Source organism: Pantoea sp. VS1 (assembly GCF_002207995.1).
Taxonomy (GTDB): Bacteria; Pseudomonadota; Gammaproteobacteria; order Enterobacterales; family Enterobacteriaceae; genus Pantoea; species Pantoea dispersa.
Window position 1 is genome coordinate 159,458 of sequence record NZ_NHZE01000004.1, and the last position, 16,408, is coordinate 175,865.

At 60.9% G+C, this 16,408-nt stretch carries 12 protein-coding genes; 6 read left to right on the top strand and 6 right to left on the bottom strand.

Going from position 1 to position 16,408, the window contains the following annotated elements:
• The first annotated feature begins 1 nt into the window (after position 1).
• Both CBW22_RS01380 and CBW22_RS01385 read left to right on the top strand, forming a co-directional pair.
• Complete coding sequence (locus CBW22_RS01380) at positions 2-2,974, top strand: virulence factor SrfB (RefSeq protein ID WP_088515830.1); 2,973 nt, start codon at positions 2-4, stop codon at positions 2,972-2,974.
• Positions 2,971-5,343 (top strand): virulence factor SrfC family protein, encoded by a 2,373-nt coding sequence (locus tag CBW22_RS01385; protein WP_088515831.1) that lies wholly within the window; start codon positions 2,971-2,973, stop codon positions 5,341-5,343. Before CBW22_RS01380 ends, CBW22_RS01385 begins: the two co-directional genes overlap by 4 nt.
• On the opposite strand, the gene CBW22_RS01390 is transcribed toward CBW22_RS01385, so the two are convergent.
• From CBW22_RS01390 to CBW22_RS01400, 3 genes are all read right to left on the bottom strand, one after another.
• The gene (locus CBW22_RS01390) at positions 5,344-5,613 is read right to left on the bottom strand and encodes a barstar family protein (protein ID WP_058758476.1); all 270 of its coding nucleotides are present in this window, start codon (positions 5,611-5,613) and stop codon (positions 5,344-5,346) included.
• A 2-nt stretch (positions 5,614-5,615) separates the two neighbouring features.
• On the bottom strand, positions 5,616-6,050 hold the full coding sequence (locus CBW22_RS01395) for a ribonuclease domain-containing protein (RefSeq protein ID WP_021506153.1): 435 nt from the start codon (positions 6,048-6,050) through the stop codon (positions 5,616-5,618).
• Positions 6,051-6,137: 87 nt separating this feature from the next.
• The gene (locus CBW22_RS01400; protein WP_021506154.1) at positions 6,138-6,488 is read right to left on the bottom strand and encodes a helix-turn-helix domain-containing protein; all 351 of its coding nucleotides are present in this window, start codon (positions 6,486-6,488) and stop codon (positions 6,138-6,140) included.
• Between the two features lie 292 nt (positions 6,489-6,780).
• Here CBW22_RS01400 and CBW22_RS01405 point away from each other — a divergent pair, with 292 nt between their 5' ends.
• Both CBW22_RS01405 and oqxB read left to right on the top strand, forming a co-directional pair.
• Positions 6,781-7,935 (top strand): efflux RND transporter periplasmic adaptor subunit, encoded by a 1,155-nt coding sequence (locus CBW22_RS01405; protein ID WP_088515832.1) that lies wholly within the window; start codon positions 6,781-6,783, stop codon positions 7,933-7,935.
• Positions 7,936-7,953: 18 nt separating this feature from the next.
• Entirely contained in the window at positions 7,954-11,109 is a 3,156-nt protein-coding gene (oqxB, locus tag CBW22_RS01410) for a multidrug efflux RND transporter permease subunit OqxB (RefSeq protein ID WP_058758475.1), read from the top strand.
• A gap of 192 nt (positions 11,110-11,301) precedes the next feature.
• On the opposite strand, the gene CBW22_RS01415 is transcribed toward oqxB, so the two are convergent.
• Complete coding sequence (locus CBW22_RS01415) at positions 11,302-11,787, bottom strand: RrF2 family transcriptional regulator (RefSeq protein WP_031279147.1); 486 nt, start codon at positions 11,785-11,787, stop codon at positions 11,302-11,304.
• Between the two features lie 521 nt (positions 11,788-12,308).
• On the opposite strand from CBW22_RS01415, the gene CBW22_RS01420 reads away from it, so the two are divergent.
• Entirely contained in the window at positions 12,309-12,521 is a 213-nt protein-coding gene (locus CBW22_RS01420) for a hypothetical protein (RefSeq protein ID WP_088515833.1), read from the top strand.
• Between the two features lie 45 nt (positions 12,522-12,566).
• Here CBW22_RS01420 and CBW22_RS01425 read toward each other — a convergent pair whose 3' ends face one another.
• Positions 12,567-13,754 (bottom strand): MFS transporter, encoded by a 1,188-nt coding sequence (locus tag CBW22_RS01425; RefSeq protein WP_058769731.1) that lies wholly within the window; start codon positions 13,752-13,754, stop codon positions 12,567-12,569.
• Positions 13,755-13,964: 210 nt separating this feature from the next.
• Here CBW22_RS01425 and tus point away from each other — a divergent pair, with 210 nt between their 5' ends.
• Positions 13,965-14,891, top strand: a complete 927-nt coding sequence (gene tus, locus CBW22_RS01430) for a DNA replication terminus site-binding protein (protein ID WP_088515834.1) — start codon at positions 13,965-13,967, stop codon at positions 14,889-14,891.
• Positions 14,892-14,944: 53 nt separating this feature from the next.
• On the opposite strand, the gene fumC is transcribed toward tus, so the two are convergent.
• A complete protein-coding gene (gene fumC, locus CBW22_RS01435) occupies positions 14,945-16,342 on the bottom strand; it encodes a class II fumarate hydratase (protein ID WP_088515835.1) in 1,398 nt (465 codons plus the stop codon).
• Between the last annotated feature and the right edge of the window lie 66 nt (positions 16,343-16,408).

The following is a 16,408-nucleotide window of genomic DNA, read 5'->3' on the forward strand; positions in this document are numbered from 1 at the left end:
CATGTTGGCTCCCCTGATTGATGACAAACAGAAAATCACGCTGATCGAAGACAGCGGTGTGCAGTTTCTTGATTTTGGTCTGCGCCTGCCCGCGCTACAGACGCGGCGGCAGTTTGTGCGCCAGACCGCCAACGGCCCGCTGCTGCGCCTCAACGTTGATGGCAACAGCGGCAAGTTTCTGCTCTATCCGCAGGATGGCGGTGCCGCTGAGGTGGTGCGTCCGGAGACCGATATCGCGCTGGCCGATTCCCTGACGCTGCTGGCCGGGCAGTGGCTGCCGCTGCCGGTGCTGCGCTGTTCCAGCGGCCGTCGTTTCATCGGTGGCCCGGATAACTGGGCGCGTCTGCGCCTTGCGCCGCTTAGCCAGCCCGACGCGGCGGGCAATACCCATCGCATCACCCTCGCCTTCGATACGCGCCTGGTGGCCGACGCGGACGGCGGTGAGCAGCTGGGGTTGAGCAAAGCCGATGCGCAGAACGGCGTCAGCTTTGCGCTGGCGTGGCACAACTATGAACTGGGCGAGTTCCTCGACCTTACCTGGGTTGACGGCTGGCTGCGCGAGACGTTCAGCCAGCAGGTGTATGCGCTGGAATCACGCCGCGAGCAGGAAGTGAACCAGGCGCTGCGCGAATTTGAATATCAGGCGCACTATCTCAACGTGCTGGAACTGCTGGGCGAACAGCTCGATCTGGCAGAAATCACTATCCAGGCGGCCTCACCGCAAACGCCGGCGGTCAACGTGGATATCATTCTCGACGTCGGCAACTCACACACCTGCGGCATTCTGGTGGAAGATCACCCCGAAGAGAGCAACGGCCTGCGCCAGACCTATGAGCTGCAGCTGCGCGATCTGTCGCAGCCGCACCAGGTTTACAACGAGCTGTTCGACAGCCGACTGGAGTTTGCCGAAACGCACTTTGGCAAAGCCAACTTCTCGCTGGAGAGCGGTCGTGAAAACGCGTTTATGTGGCCCTCACTGACCCGCGTTGGTCGCGAAGCCAGCCGCCTGGCGCTGCTGCGCGCCGGCACCGAGGGCAGCACCGGCCTCTCCAGCCCGCGCCGCTACTTATGGGACGAAGCGCGTTATCAGCCCGGCTGGCGCTTCAACGCCAGCGGCGGCAGCGACGAGCCGCAGGCCACCGCGCTGCCGTTTACCCTGTTGCTCAACGATGAGGGGCAGCCGCTGCATGCCCTGCCGGAAGATGACCGCCTGCCGGTGTTTTCTGCCAGCTACAGCCGCAGCTCGCTGATGACCTTTATGCTGTGTGAGCTGCTGGCGCAGGCCATGATGCAGATGAACAGCGTGGCCCAGCGCCAGCGTATGCCGCAAAGCCAGGCGCCGCGCCAGCTGCGTCATGTGATCCTCACGCTGCCGTCGGCCATGCCGAAGCCGGAGCGGGAAATTTTTCGTCGCCGCATGCAGGAAGCCATCGCGCTGGTGTGGAAAGCCGAAGGCTGGCATCCGGCCGACGCCGCGTTTGACGCCGCCAGCCAGGCGCACAGCCTGCGGCCGGTACCGGATGTGCAGATGGAGTGGGATGAAGCCACCTGCGGTCAGATGGTGTGGCTGTTCAACGAAACCCAGGTGAACTTTGCAGGTCGCGCGGAAGATTTCTTCAGCAGCATGGCGCGCCCGGATCGCCCGCGCGAAGCGGATGAGCTGCCGGGCAAAAGCCTGCGCATCGCCTCGATTGATATCGGCGGCGGCACCACCGACCTCGCCATCACCCAGTATCGTCTGGATGATGGTCAGGGCAACAACGTGAAAATCACCCCGCGCCTGCTGTTCCGGGAAGGGTTTAAAGTGGCCGGCGATGACATTCTGCTGGACGTGATTCAGCTGTGGATCCTGCCCGCGCTACAGCAGAGTCTGCAAAAAGCCGGCCTGGCGCTGGCGGAACCGCTGATGAACAAGCTGTTTGGACACGACAGCCGCATGGACGGTCAGGCCACGTTGCGCCAGCAGGTCACCCTGCAGCTGTTTATTCCGCTGGCGCAGGCGGTGCTGGAGCGCTATGAAAACTGGAATCCGCTCGACAGCCACAGCGAAATTAACACGCTGTTTGGCGAGCTGGTGCCGCAGAAGCCAGCCAGCAGCGTGCTGGCGTTTGTCAACGGAGAGATTCAGCGCACGCTCGGCGGCGACAGCCGTTTCGATCTGCTTGACGTGCCGCTGGTGGTGAGCATGGCGCAGTTGCATGCTGAGTTCCTGCAGCACCGGATGGCGATCATCCCGGCGCTACGCGCCATGTGCGAAGTGGTTTCTCTCTATCAGTGCGATGTGCTGCTGCTGACCGGTCGCCCGTCGCGCTTCCCCGGCATTCAGGCGCTGGTGCGTCATTTGCAGCCGCTGCCGGGCAGCCGCATTTTGTCGCTGGAGGGGTATCACACCAGCGACTGGTATCCGTTCAACAAACAGGGGCGCATTGACAACCCGAAATCCACCGCGGCGGTCGGTGCCATGCTGTGTCTGCTGGCACTCGATCTGCGTCTCAGCAGCTTCTGGTTCCGCGCCGGCGATTTTGAACCCTACTCGACCATTCGCTATCTTGGCGTACTGGATGAAAACGCCACGCTGAGCGATGACAATCTGTGCTACAGCGAGATTGATCTGGACAGCCACAGCTTCGCGCTGGACCGTAAAAGCAGCTTCCGCATTCGCGGTAACGTCTGCCTCGGTTTCCGCCAGCTGGAGAACGACCGCTGGCCGGCGACACCGCTCTACAGCCTGAGCATTACCGATCCGCAGCTGGCGCGCCAGGTAGCGGGCGAAAGCGTGCTGCGCATCAGGCTGGCGGTACAACCGGGGCCGGATAACCTCGGCCCGGAGCGGCTGGTACTGAGCGAGGCACGCATGGACGATGGCACGCGCGTGCCGCTGGAGCAACTGAGTCTGAAACTGAATACGCTGTCGGCCACCGGCAACGCCAATGCGCAATACTGGATCGACAGCGGGAGCGTGTGTAAACGATGAGAACTGCCAAAAAAGCCACGCCGGCGACGCCTGCTAAACGCCTGGGCCTGCTGCAGGAGACGGTTGACGGCGCGCTGAACTGGGTGGAGAGCCACCAGGCGCACTCGCCGCGTCTGGCGCTGGAAGCCGATACGCTGCGGCTCCAGCTGCGTCGCGCCCGCGTTGAAAGCCACGCGCTGGCGCGACAGCTGGCGCGGCCGGTCACCCTGGCGCTGTTTGGTCAGTCGCAGGCGGGTAAAGCCTGGCTGCTGAGTGAAATGGTCGGCGACGCGCAGGGCCAGCTGATCGCCCGTCTCGGCGACAAAACCCTGAACTATTTTCAGCACATCAATCCCGGCAATCTCGATTTTGCCATCGCCACCCGTTTCAGCCATCAGCGTGAAGCGCAGTCTGGTGCGTGGCCGCTGGAGATGACGCTGCTGAGCGAAGCCGAGCTGATTCGTCTGATGCTGGCCTGTGCCAGCGCAGACACCCAGCCGGATAGCGCGGCGATTGATGCCGCGCTGCAGCGCCTGCAGCGCCATCGCCAGAGCGAGATGCAGCCCGGCCTCGACAGCGATGCGCTGGTGACGCTGTGGGCGTGGCATCGCCGCCAGCCCGACCACGCCGAGGTGCTGGACCGTCATTTCTGGCCGCAGGCGATTGAGCTGGCACCGTGGCTCAACGTGGACGACCGCGTGCAGCTGTTTGCGCTGCTGTGGCCGCAGCGTCCGGCGCTGAATGAAACCCTGCGCAGCCTGCTGCATCTGCGCCATCAGCTGCGGCACGCGCCGCGCGTGCTGGCACCGCTCAGCCTGCTGGTGGATGACGCCTCGCTGCCCGCTGAAAAGCTCATCGGCCATGACGCCGACCTGAACGAATTGATTGAAGTGTGTCCGGTTGTCGCCAACCGCGTGGGCAAACCGCAGTCGGTACCGCTCGGCTGGCTGGCGCTGCTGACGCTGGAAATCACCCTGCCGCTCAGTTCGACGCCGCGTCAGGCGCTGTATGACGACGCCGATATGCTGGAGCTGCCCGCGCCGGGCACGCCCGCCGATCGCGATCAGCAGGATGAGCGCGCAAGGCTGCAGGCGCGTGATGCGCTGCGCGCCAGTCTGCTGGAACACAAACGTGCCCTGCTGCCGGGCTTCTATGCCGCCCGTCAGGGCATCGATTTAATGCTGATTTGTACCGCCGCCAGCCAGCGTCAGGATGCGGATCTCGCCGCCAGCGCGCTGCGCGAGTGGCAACTGCAACAGATCGCGACGGCCAGCGCAGACAAGCCGCGCCTGATTTGGGCGATTACGCCGCACGATGCGCGCTATCAGCAGTCGCAAATCAACGTCGATGAAGCGGTACAGCGGCAGATTGGTCAGCCTGGCCAGAGCTGGGGCTCCATGCTGGCGCGCGATCGCGCCGGTGTTGACCGCATGAGCAGCTGGCTGCAGGATGAGATGCAGCCGGAGGCACGGCGCGACCGGCTGGCGCTGCAGCTCAGCACGCTGCAGCAGAAACTGGTGGAACGTCTGCAGCCGTGGACCGAAGCCAGCGCCACGCCGGAACAGGCCGCGCGGAAACAGGCCATCGCCGATACGCTGCTGAAGTGTTTACAGCATCGCACCGGCCTGCACGGCGAGCTGCTTGAGCGTCTGCAGCCGTCGCGCGAGGCGGTGCGCCAGCTGTGGCTGAGTCAGAGCCACGGCAGCACGCCGTCCACCGGCGGCCAGCCAGCCGCGGTGGAGCAGAGCTATTTTGGTATTGGTTTTGAGTTTGACCTGTTTAACGATGAGCCGGTAACCACCGCCGAACCGCGCAGCAGCAGTGGCCAGCGCGATCAGCAGTTTCCTCAGCAGGTGTTCGCGCTGTGGCTGGCGCACCTGCGTCAGCTGCCGGAGAGCCAGAGCCTGCTGGCGCTGCTCAACGTTGATAAGCCGACGCTGGAACTGCTGGTGGAGGAGCTCATCACCGCCAGCTTCCGTCTGCAGGTGCTGAGCAAACTGCAAAGCGCGCTGAACGAAACGGAGGCGCAGGCCAGTGCCCATGAAGCGCGCACCGATCGCCAGGTGTCGCGTGCCATGACGGTGCTGGGTGACTTTGTCGCCTGGCTCGGCTTCCTGCAGCGGGATGAACGTGAACGGCCGCAGAGTCGCGTCAATCGCGGCAGCCCGATTTTCGCCCGCCCGCCGGCGTCCAGCGTCAGCTTTTCGTCAGGCCAGCGTCTGACGCGGCTGTCTGCCGCGCCGGCTAACCACACCGCCTATTACATTTATGACTGGCTGGTGGGGTTAAATTCGCTGATCGTCGAGAATAACGGCTACACCGGCGGCGGCGATTTGCCGGCCAGCGCACGCCAGACGCTGGCGATTATGCTGCTGCCGCTGCACGCGTAGTCAGTGAGTAATCAGGCGCAGCTCGCCCGCCAGCTGCTGCGCCGCCTCTTCCAGCAGCGCCAGCACCGGGGCAAACTCCGCGCTGGTGCTGACCTCGGCGACATGCTGCAGATGCAGCGTTGCCGGTAGCGCCATACCGCCGGTCAGCCAGTCCCACAGCGCATCCAGATTGTAACCAAAGCATTCACCGCAGCCGCTCTGTTCGACCAGCGCCTGATAAAAGGCCTGGCGCGTGCCTAGCGTGCGAAAATCAAAATGGAGTGTCAGCATAGTCAGGGTACCGGCGTGAAGCTGCGATAGTGATCGGTGGTGAGAAAGATCAGCCCATCAGAAGAGTAAAGCAGACGATCGGCATCGCGGTGGCCGCAGTCGTAATTGACGTCCGCTTCATACCACTGACGCCCTGCCTGCATCGGCAGCCGCCGTTCGCGGTTACTGAAGCGATCGCCGCCAATCGCCCGCCCTGGCAACACCTCACACAGGTTACCCTGCGCCGGGTTCCAGCCCTGACGACGTGCCGCGCTTTTGGTGAGATAAAAATCAGGCAAACGGTGATGCTGCTGCAGCCAGCGCGCCACACGATGTGCATCGGTCAGTTGCGCAATATCCGTCTGTTTTTCCGGTGCAGTACCGCTCAGATGGGGCTTCAGCCCGATCCAGCAAACCACCAGCGCAAACAGTAATCCAATCCAGAGTTTTTTCGACATAGTGACATCCTGAAAAGCAGGACGCCGATAATAGCAGGTTTCAGGCGGGGAAAAACGCGGGCCAGCATGGCTGGCCCTGGCGGAGGTTTACTGCTGCATCGCGCTCGGGGTGTGCGCGGCGTGACGACGCCATGCGCCCGGTGCCACGCCATACTGGCGCTTGAAGCTGCGGTTAAACGACTGCTGTGAATCGAAGCCCAGCGAAATGGCCACGTTGAGGATCGGTTCGTTGGTGGTGGTCAGGCGGTCGGCCGATTTTTTCAGCTTCTTGGCCCGGATGTACTCACCCAGCGGATAGCCGGTGTGCTCTTTGAACATACGTTGCAGGTGCCACTTCGAATAGCCGGCGCGCCCCGCTACGGTGTCCAGATCCAGACGTGCTTCAATGTTGTTATCAATCCAGTCGATCAGATCGTGAATAAAAGCGTCGCTCATCATCCCATTCTCTCCCGTCGCCATGGCGAACAGTATCAGTATCAGTTGCAATTACACTTTAAGGGTGACTGACTATCGCACTTAATGCAAGTTTTATTATTGCATTAAATGCCGCACTCGCCGTAGGGGCTTTCGCTACCTGTTACGAATTGATCAAAACCGCACATAAAGTGTATCAGATATTCTTGCAGATGCAGTTCGCCCAAGCCTACACTCCTGTGGTTTTAATGCAATCTTAAAAGTTGCAGATTTTTCGTACGTCTCCTTTCTTTTTCACCAACGCGGAATAACAACAATGCATCTGCAAACATATGGGGTTCGTCGGGCCGTAAGCCTGTCAGGAGTGATGTTGCTGGGAAGCCTGCTGGCCGGTTGTGATCGCGGTGTGGCGCAAAACGCGCCGCCGCCTCCGCCCGAAGTGAGTGTCGCGCAGGTGGTGCAACAAAAAGTCAGCCAGTGGGATAGCTTCAATGGCCGCATTGAAGCGGTGCAGAGCGTGCAGCTGCGTCCGCGCGTCTCGGGCTACATCGATCAGGTTAACTATCGCGAAGGCGATGAGGTGAAGAAAGGTCAGGTGCTGTTTACCATTGATGACCGCACCTACCGCGCCACGCTGGAGCAGGCGCAGGCCGAACTGGCCAGCGCGCGTAGCCAGGCGGCGCTGGCCCGCAGCGAGTCGGCCCGTACCGACAAGCTGATCGGCACCCAGGTGGTGTCGCGCGAAGAGTGGGAACAGCGGCGTTCGACCGCCAGTCAGGCGCAGGCCAGCGTGCTGGCCGCCCAGGCGGCAGTCGATATGGCGCAGCTGAACCTCGACTTTACCCGCGTCACCGCGCCGATTGATGGTCGCGCCAGCCGGGCGATGATCACCACCGGTAACCTGGTGACCGCCGGCGACAGCGCCAGCGTTCTCACCACGCTGGTTTCGCAGGACCGCATGTACGTCTACTTTGACGTCGACGAAGCGATCTATCTGCAGTACCAGGCGATGGCGCGTCAGGGCCAGAACCGCGGTTCGCTGCCGGTAGAGATTGCGCTGACCGGCGAACAGGGCTATCCGCACCGCGGCACCGTCGATTTTCTCGATAACCAGCTGACCGCCAGCACCGGCACCATTCGCATGCGCGCCACGCTCGACAATCAGCAGCGTCAGTTTACCCCAGGCCTGTTTGCCCGCGTGCGGCTGCCGGGCAGCGCAGAATTTAACGCGCTGCTGGTCGACGACCGCGCGGTACTGACCGATCAGGATCGTAAATACGTTTACGTGGTTGATGCGCAGGGCAAATCCGAACGCCGCGATGTTCAGCTGGGCGATCTGGCTAACGGCCTGCGTATTGTGCAGCAGGGTCTGAAGCCAGGTGACAAGGTGATTGTCAACGGTCTGCAGAAAGTGTTCATGCCCGGTATGCCGGTAAAAGCGCAGCCGGTGGCCATGCGCTCCGCTCAATAATAATCGAGACTGCCCGTTATGGATTTCTCCCGCTTTTTTATCGACCGACCGATTTTCGCCGCGGTCCTGTCGATTTTGATATTTACCACCGGACTGATCGCCATTCCGCTGTTGCCGATCAGTGAATACCCCAACGTGGTGCCACCCAGCGTGCAGGTGCGCGCAGAATATCCCGGTGCCAACCCCAAAGTGATTGCTGATTCGGTGGCAACGCCGCTGGAAGAAGCGATCAACGGGGTGGAAAACATGATGTACATGAAGTCGGTGGCCGGCTCAGATGGCGTGCTGGTTACCACCGTGACCTTCCGCCCGGGAACCGATCCCGATCAGGCGCAGGTCCAGGTGCAAAACCGCGTAGCACAGGCTGAAGCGCGTCTGCCGGAAGAGGTGCGTCAGCTCGGCCTGACCACCCAGAAGCAGTCACCTACCCTGACGCTGGTGGTGCATCTGTTCTCGCCCCACGGCAAGTACGATTCGCTCTATCTGCGTAACTACGCCACGCTGAAGGTGAAAGATGAGCTGGCGCGCCTGCCAGGCGTCGGCCAGATTCAGATCTTCGGTGCCGGTGACTACGCGATGCGCGTCTGGCTCGACCCGAACAAAGTGGCGGCGCGCGGCATGACCGCCGGCGACGTGGTCAGCGCCATGCAGGAGCAGAACGTGCAGGTTTCTGCCGGGCAGCTGGGCGCAGAGCCGACGAAGAAAGAGAGCGATTTCCTGCTGTCGATCAACACCCAGGGGCGGCTGGAAGATGAGGCGCAGTTTGGCAACATCATCCTGAAAACCGCCGATGACGGCACGCTGGTGCGCCTGCGTGACGTGGCGCGCATCGAGATGGGCTCCGGCAGCTATGCCCTGCGTTCGCAGCTGAACAACAAGGATGCGGTTGGTATCGGTATCTTCCAGTCGCCGGGTGCAAACGCCATCGACCTGTCGAATGCGGTACGCGCCAAGATGGCCGAGCTGGCAACGCGCTTCCCGGATGACGTGCAGTGGGCCGCGCCTTATGACCCGACGGTGTTCGTGCGTGACTCGATCCGCGCCGTGGTCCAGACGCTGTTCGAAGCCATCGTGCTGGTGGTGCTGGTGGTGATTCTGTTCCTGCAGACGTGGCGCGCCTCGATCATCCCGCTGCTGGCAGTGCCGGTGTCGGTGGTCGGTACCTTCAGCGTGCTCTACCTGCTGGGCTTTTCGCTCAATACCCTGAGCCTGTTCGGGCTGGTGCTGGCGATTGGGATCGTGGTCGATGACGCCATCGTGGTGGTGGAGAACGTCGAGCGTAACATTGAGCAGGGCTTAACACCGGTGGCGGCAGCTCACCAGGCCATGCGCGAGGTCTCCGGGCCGATTATCGCCATCGCGCTGGTGCTGTGTGCAGTGTTTGTGCCGATGGCCTTCCTCTCGGGCGTAACCGGTCAGTTCTATAAGCAGTTTGCCGTGACCATTGCCATTTCGACGGTGATTTCGGCGATTAACTCGCTGACGCTCTCTCCGGCGCTGGCGGCGAAACTGCTGAAGGCGCACGGTGCGCCGAAGGACCTGCCGACGCGCCTGATCGATCGCCTGCTGGGCTGGGTGTTCCGGCCGTTTAACCGCTTCTTCCAGCGCAGCTCGGACGGCTATGAATCGATGGTCGGCAAAACCCTGCGCCGGCGCGGTGCGGTGTTTGGCGTGTACGTGCTGCTGCTGGCCGGTGCCGGCTTCATGTTCCACACCGTGCCAGGCGGCTTTATTCCGACGCAGGATAAGCTGTACCTGATTGGTGGCGTGAAGATGCCGGAAGGCTCATCGCTGGCGCGTACCGATGAAGTGATTCGTAAGATGAGCGAAATCGGCATGAACACCGAAGGCGTGGCCTACTCCGTCGCCTTCCCCGGCCTGAATGCGCTGCAGTTCACCAATACGCCGAATACCGGCACGGTGTTCTTCGGTCTGAAACCGTTCAGCGAGCGCAGCCGCACTGCGGCGGAAATTAATGCTGAGATCAACGCGAAAATTTCCAAAATTCAGCAGGGCTTCGGTTTCTCCATCATGCCACCGCCGATCCTCGGTCTGGGCCAGGGATCGGGCTATTCGCTGTATGTGCAGGACCGTGCGGGCCTCGGCTATGGCGCACTGCAAACCGCGATTAATACGCTGTCCGGTGCGGTGATGCAGACGCCTGGCATGATGTTCCCGATCTCCTCCTATCAGGCCAATGTGCCGCAGCTGGATGTGCAGGTCGATCGCGACAAAGCCAAAGCACAAGGCGTATCGCTGACCGATCTGTTCACGACGCTGCAGGTGTATCTGGGTTCCTCTTACGTCAACGACTTCAACAAGTTTGGTCGTACCTGGCGCGTGATGGCGCAGGCCGACGGGGATTTCCGCGACAGCGTGCAGGATATCGCGAACCTGCGTACCCGTAACGATCGCGGTGAGATGGTGCCGATTGGCAGCATGGTGAACATCACCACCACCTACGGTCCGGACCCGGTGATTCGCTATAACGGCTATCCGGCGGCCGACCTGATTGGCGATGCCGATCCGCGCGTGCTCTCTTCCGCGCAGGCGATGGAGAAACTCGAGGCGATGTCCAGCCAGGTGCTGCCGAACGGCATGAATATCGAATGGACCGACCTGAGTTATCAGCAGGCAACCCAGGGCAACACCGCGTTTATCGTGTTCCCGGTGGCGGTGCTACTGGCGTTCCTGGTACTGGCGGCGCTGTATGAGAGCTGGACGCTGCCGCTGGCGGTGATCCTGATCGTACCGGTGACGATGCTCTCCGCACTGGTCGGCGTGTGGCTGACCGGCGGCGATAACAACGTGTTTGTCCAGGTCGGTCTGGTGGTGCTGATGGGGCTGGCATGTAAGAACGCCATCCTGATCGTCGAGTTCGCCCGCGAACTGGAGATGCAGGGCAAAGGGATTGTGGAGTCGGCGCTGGAAGCCTGTCGCCTGCGTCTGCGCCCGATCGTCATGACCTCCATCGCCTTTATCGCCGGCACCGTGCCGCTGATTCTGGGCGAAGGTGCGGGCGCCGAAGTGCGTGGCGTAACCGGTATCACCGTGTTCTCGGGCATGCTGGGGGTTACGCTGTTTGGCCTGTTCCTGACGCCGGTGTTCTACGTCACGCTGCGTAAGCTGGTGACGCGCAAACAGCAGCCGGCGGTGGAAACGCAGACGGTGTAAACGCTGAGGAGTAAAACCCATCCGGGCCATCGTGCCCGGATTTTTTTTGCCTGGCGCAGCATGACGATGTTACACAGCAACAGTGCGCCTCTGCGCCAGAGCACAGCAGCCGGATTTCACAGGATTTACAGGGGTAGATTGCGCGTACAGAAGCGGAATGGAAAGGTGCGCATCAGCGATGCGCACGCGAGGTTAGCGGTCTTTTTTGCAGAGTTCGGCGATTTCGAGGTCAGGCAGCGGTTCGCAGTTGCTGGTATCGTGCTTTTTCAGCTCGTTAAGAGCATCGGCGACGGTGCGGGTTTCCAGCACTTTAAGCGACGCCTCTTCCGCCTGTTCCGCGATCGATTTGAAGTACCAGCACAGGTTGGCGCTGACCAGGCAGCGCGGTGCGACATCGGGGCGCGACGCCCACAGTTTTTTGTCTTCAATCACTGAGGTGTAGATATCGCGCAGCGTGATCTCAGCGGCCGGACGACCCAGATGGATCGAGCCGGTACGGCCAAGCGTCGAGACAATGATGCCATCGCGCGTTAACGGAACCATGAGTTTCCGAATGAAACTGGGGTTCGCTTCAAGACCGTACGCCAGAATGGCACTGGTCGAGCGTTTACCCAATTGCTCCGCCATCGCTACGCTCAAAACCATCTGCAAAGCTGTCGGGAAGCGGTAATCTAGCATTTCTGTTTCCTGAGTTGCGGCCTATCTTCTTGTTTTCATACCGCGGCAGTGAATAATCAATGAGCAATAAATATAACAAACACTGTTGCTTTTTAGAATACCGAAAATGCTTTCCACCCGTGACTAACCTGCGCTATTACCTGCCTTGATATCGACTTAAGTTATTGAATTAAGATAAAAATATTCAAACAAGGCATGCCGCTGACCGCTTTAGCACTCTGAGCCTTGCGCAACAATATGCGCGACGTGTCACTTTTTTGCCCCCACCGCTGTAGCTGCGGGCTGGTGAAGGAGGTTGTGACAAAGGGACGATTATTTCTGCACGCCTGGTGCGCCGTGTGCGCAACCGACCTTCAGACAAGCCATTGTTTCTGTGTAAGAAACAAAAACACCCCGGCGAAGGGGGCGGCGTCAGGGTCGATAAACCGTCTTCTGAAAGGAATAATATTGATCCGGGTCATGATTCCCTTGCTATTTTTTGCACAAAATGCGCGCCGTTACTATTTTCGAGGCGCGAAATAATGTCTGTATTATCCCCGGTCGTCGGCGCATTATTGCTGACCGTTCTCCCGCTGACGGTGGGCATCATCACGGCGGCAACCAGCTGCCTGAACGCGCCAACCTTATGGCAATGCGTGCGGATGGCACCGCTGCCTTTCGTTGTCTCGGCTGGCTGCACTCTGCTGTTAAGCGCGTTGTGTTGCCTGCTGCAATATCTGACGGATCGCCACTAAAGCGCAGCAGCGGCCATCTCTGCCCGTTAGCCGTCAGTGGTGATTTCAACCTGCGGATTCCGGAGCGCCTGCCGGCAATTTCCGCTTCAGCACCACCACCAAAAGCACGTTGATCAGCGCCAGCGCACATAACAGCCACAGCGTAGCCTGCGCGCCGGAATGCTGGAAAATATAGCCGCCAATCAGCGGTGTGAGCGCCTGACCAATCAGCGCCGGTCGCGCCATGCGGCCAACCACAATGGCGTACTCTTCCGGTTTCACCATCGCCAGCGGCAGGGTTCCGCGCACGATAGCCCGCAAGCCATTCCCTGCACCGTACAGCACCATACTCACCAGCGCCCACGCGGGATAACAGGCCAGCAGCAGTAATCCCAGCGCCACCAGCCCGACCGAGAAGAAAGTGGTCCAGATGGGATGGCCGCGCTTAAACGCCATATCGACAATGCGCGACGCCACCTGGCACGGCCCCAGCAGCGTGCTGATCGCCAGCGCGGCGCTCAGCGAATGCCCGCTCGCCTGCAGCAGGGTAATCAACTGCACAGATATCGCCGTCATGATCACCGACGCGAGGGTAAAGATGCTGCACAGCAGCCAGAACAGCGTGGGGGCCAGCGAATTCTGTGCGGTATGCTGTTGCGTGGCTTTTGGTCTGGATGGCGTGCGCGGCGCCGGCAGCGCATACAGGTAAGCCGGCAGCACCGCCAGGCACAGCAGCGCGGCAATGGCCAGACAGGCACCGCGCCACTCCAGCCAGTGGATCAGCAACGCGATGCCGGGCCACACCAGCGAGGTACAGAATCCTGAAATCAGCGTAATACCGGTAATCGCGCCACGCGCCTGGCCGCCATATAAGGTGCCCAGCGTGGCGAACAGCGCGTCATACAGGCCCATCGCCATGCCCGCGCCGATAATCAGCCAGGCGAACAGAAACAGCGGCAAACTGTGGCTCAGCGCCATGATCACCAGCCCGAGCGCCATCACCGCCCCGCTCGCCGCCAGCAGTCGGCGACCCTGTGCGCGGGCAATCAGCCGGCCGCACAGCGGTGCCAGCAGGCCGGAGACCAGAATGCCAAGCGAAAGTGCGCCATACACCCACTGCTGCGACCAGCCGGTTTCCGCGATGATTGGGTTAGCCATCACGGCCATCAGATAAAATGATCCGCCCCATGACAGGATCTGCACGGCGCCGAGCGTGACGATAGCGGGCGCGCCCGGTTTTGGCTGATACTCCACAGCTGATATCCGTTAACAGGTAAATCACGGTTATAACATGTTCATCCGGCAGGAAAAATGCCCGCGCGTCCTGTTGAGCCGAATTCCACGCCGGGGTTTCAGCGACTGGATGGATAAACTCTATTATAGTATGTTGTAACTAGTATGCCTGCTTGCTCGCCGCGTCATTCAGTGCCACCCTTTGGTATGTTGTAACTATGGAGAACTGTAATGGCTCGCTACGATTTGGTGGCTGATTTACACGAATGCGTGAACACGCTGGAGCGCGAACTCACTGCGCTGCGAGCGTCGGTTGAACAGCAGCCGCTGTTGCTGGCGCGCGTATTCAGCCTGCCGGAGATCGAGAAAGGCAAAGAGCATGATGAAATCAACCGCATCGCGGTGACCCAGCATCTCGGTAAACGCGCGCGCGAAATGGCCCTCGCCCACTATTGTCGCCTGTTTATGCAGCATCAGTCGGAAAAACTCAGCACCAAAGCGGCGGTGCGTCTGCCTGGCGCCCTCTGCATTGAGGCGGATGAGGCGGCCAGCCTGCGACTGGAGCAACAGGTCACGACCATCAACACCCTTAAACAGCGGCTGGAGCAATTGATCACCGTCGACTCCGGCCTGCCGAGCGAGGCGCGTTTTGAGTTTGTGCACCAGCATCTGCGTGGCCTGATCACCCTCAACGCCTACCGCAGCGTCACGCTACTGCAGGCGCCGGATACGCTGCGTTTTGGCTGGGCGAATAAAAACATCATCAAGAAGGTGACGCGCGAGGCCATCGTCGGGCAGCTGGAGCGCAGCCTGAAGGCGAACCGCGCGCAGGCGCCGTGGACGCGCGAACAGTGGGCAGAGAAAGTGCAGCAGGAGCTGGAGCGGGTGCAGTCATTACCCGACGGCGCGCAGCTGAAGATCAAGCGGCCGGTCAAAGTGCAACCTATCGCGCGGCTGTGGCGCGCCAGCGAGAAAAAACAGCTGCAGCTGGCCTGCCCTTCGCCGCTGCTGGTGCTGTGCCGCGATCGTACGCAGGTGCCGACGCTGGGTGAACTGCTGGATTACGATGCCGAAAACATCGCGCACCGCTACAAGCCGCTGGCGCAGCCGCTGCACCTGATCATCCCGCGGCTGCATTTATGGAGTGACCGTCTGTAAGGCAAAAAAACAGCGCGACAGGTCGCGCTGTAGTGTCCGGCAGTAAAGCAAAGCTATTGCTTCATGCTGCCAACCATCTCTTCCGGCCGCACCCATTCGTCAAACTGCGCTTCGGTCAGGTAGCCGAGCTGCAGCGCCGAGGCCTTCAGCGTCAGCCCCTGTTTGTGCGCCTGCTTGGCAATTTCCGCCGCTTTGTCATAGCCGATATGGGTATTCAGCGCGGTAACCAGCATCAGCGACTCGTTGAGCAGCTGCTCGATGCGCTCGCGGTTGGGCTCAATGCCCACCGCGCAATGGTGATTGAAGCTGTCCATGCCGTCGGCCAGCAGCCGTACCGACTGCAGGAAGTTGTGGATCACCATTGGCCGGTAGACGTTGAGTTCGAAGTTACCGGATGCACCGCCCATGTTCACCGCCACGTCATTGCCCATCACCTGGCAGCACAGCATGGTCAGCGCTTCACACTGGGTAGGATTGACTTTGCCTGGCATGATCGAGCTGCCGGGCTCATTTTCCGGGATGCTGATTTCACCGATGCCGCAGCGCGGACCGGACGACAGCCAGCGCACGTCGTTAGCGATTTTCATCAGCGAGGCGGCCAGGCCTTTCAGCGCGCCGTGCGCATGCACCAGCGCATCGCAGGTCGCCAGCGCTTCAAATTTGTTGGGCGCAGTGACAAAGGGTTGCTGCGTCAGGTCGGCCAGCGCTTTTGCCACTCGCACCGCATATTCCGGATGGGTATTCAGGCCAGTACCGACTGCGGTACCGCCCAGCGCCAGCTCGGCGACGTGCGGAATACTGTGTTCAATGTGCTTCAGATTGTGCTCCAGCATGGCAACCCAGCCGGAAATTTCCTGGCCGAGCGTCAGCGGTGTGGCGTCCTGCAGGTGGGTACGACCAATTTTAACGATGTCTTTAAACGCGGCGGACTTCTCGCTCAGGGTATTTTTCAGCACTTCAATTTGCGGAATCAGCTGTTCGCGCAGCGCAATCACCGCGGCAACGTGCATCGCCGTCGGGAACACATCGTTGGAGCTCTGGCTCTTGTTAACATCATCATTCGGATGCACTTTGCGCGACATGCCGCGCTCGCCGCCCAGCAGTTCGCTGGCGCGGTTAGCCAGCACTTCATTCATGTTCATGTTGGTCTGGGTGCCGGAGCCGGTCTGCCAGATGGCCAGCGGGAACTCGTCGCTGTGCTGGTCGGCCAGCACCTCGTCAGCGGCGTCGATAATCGCCCCGGCCCGTTCAGCCGGCAGCAGCCCCAGATCGCGGTTAACCTGGGCGGCGGCGCGCTTGGTCAGCGCCAGCGCGTGCACCAGCGCCACGGGCATCTTCTCGGTGGAGATACGGAAGTGCTCCAGCGAACGCTGCGTTTGTGCGCCCCACAACTTATCTGCCGGAACTTCGATCGGACCCATTGAATCTTTTTCAATGCGGTTGGCTGCCATGACTACGTCTCCTTAGCTCAGATTTTGAGGTTTCCGCCTAAGTCGTCTTCCCGCGACGCCTTAGAG

Excerpts from the sequence above, each read along its gene's own strand:
- tus (WP_088515834.1), top strand. The coding sequence starts at position 13,965 with ATGGCTCGCTACGATTTGGTGGCTGATTTACACGAATGCGTGAACACG.
- CBW22_RS01390 (WP_058758476.1), bottom strand. The coding sequence starts at position 5,613 with ATGCTGACACTCCATTTTGATTTTCGCACGCTAGGCACGCGCCAGGCC.
- fumC (WP_088515835.1), bottom strand. The coding sequence starts at position 16,342 with ATGGCAGCCAACCGCATTGAAAAAGATTCAATGGGTCCGATCGAAGTT.
- CBW22_RS01405 (WP_088515832.1), top strand. The coding sequence starts at position 6,781 with ATGCATCTGCAAACATATGGGGTTCGTCGGGCCGTAAGCCTGTCAGGA.
- oqxB (WP_058758475.1), top strand. The coding sequence starts at position 7,954 with ATGGATTTCTCCCGCTTTTTTATCGACCGACCGATTTTCGCCGCGGTC.
- CBW22_RS01415 (WP_031279147.1), bottom strand. The coding sequence starts at position 11,787 with ATGCTAGATTACCGCTTCCCGACAGCTTTGCAGATGGTTTTGAGCGTA.
- CBW22_RS01395 (WP_021506153.1), bottom strand. The coding sequence starts at position 6,050 with ATGTCGAAAAAACTCTGGATTGGATTACTGTTTGCGCTGGTGGTTTGC.
- CBW22_RS01385 (WP_088515831.1), top strand. The coding sequence starts at position 2,971 with ATGAGAACTGCCAAAAAAGCCACGCCGGCGACGCCTGCTAAACGCCTG.
- CBW22_RS01400 (WP_021506154.1), bottom strand. The coding sequence starts at position 6,488 with ATGATGAGCGACGCTTTTATTCACGATCTGATCGACTGGATTGATAAC.
- CBW22_RS01380 (WP_088515830.1), top strand. The coding sequence starts at position 2 with ATGTTGGCTCCCCTGATTGATGACAAACAGAAAATCACGCTGATCGAA.
- CBW22_RS01420 (WP_088515833.1), top strand. The coding sequence starts at position 12,309 with ATGTCTGTATTATCCCCGGTCGTCGGCGCATTATTGCTGACCGTTCTC.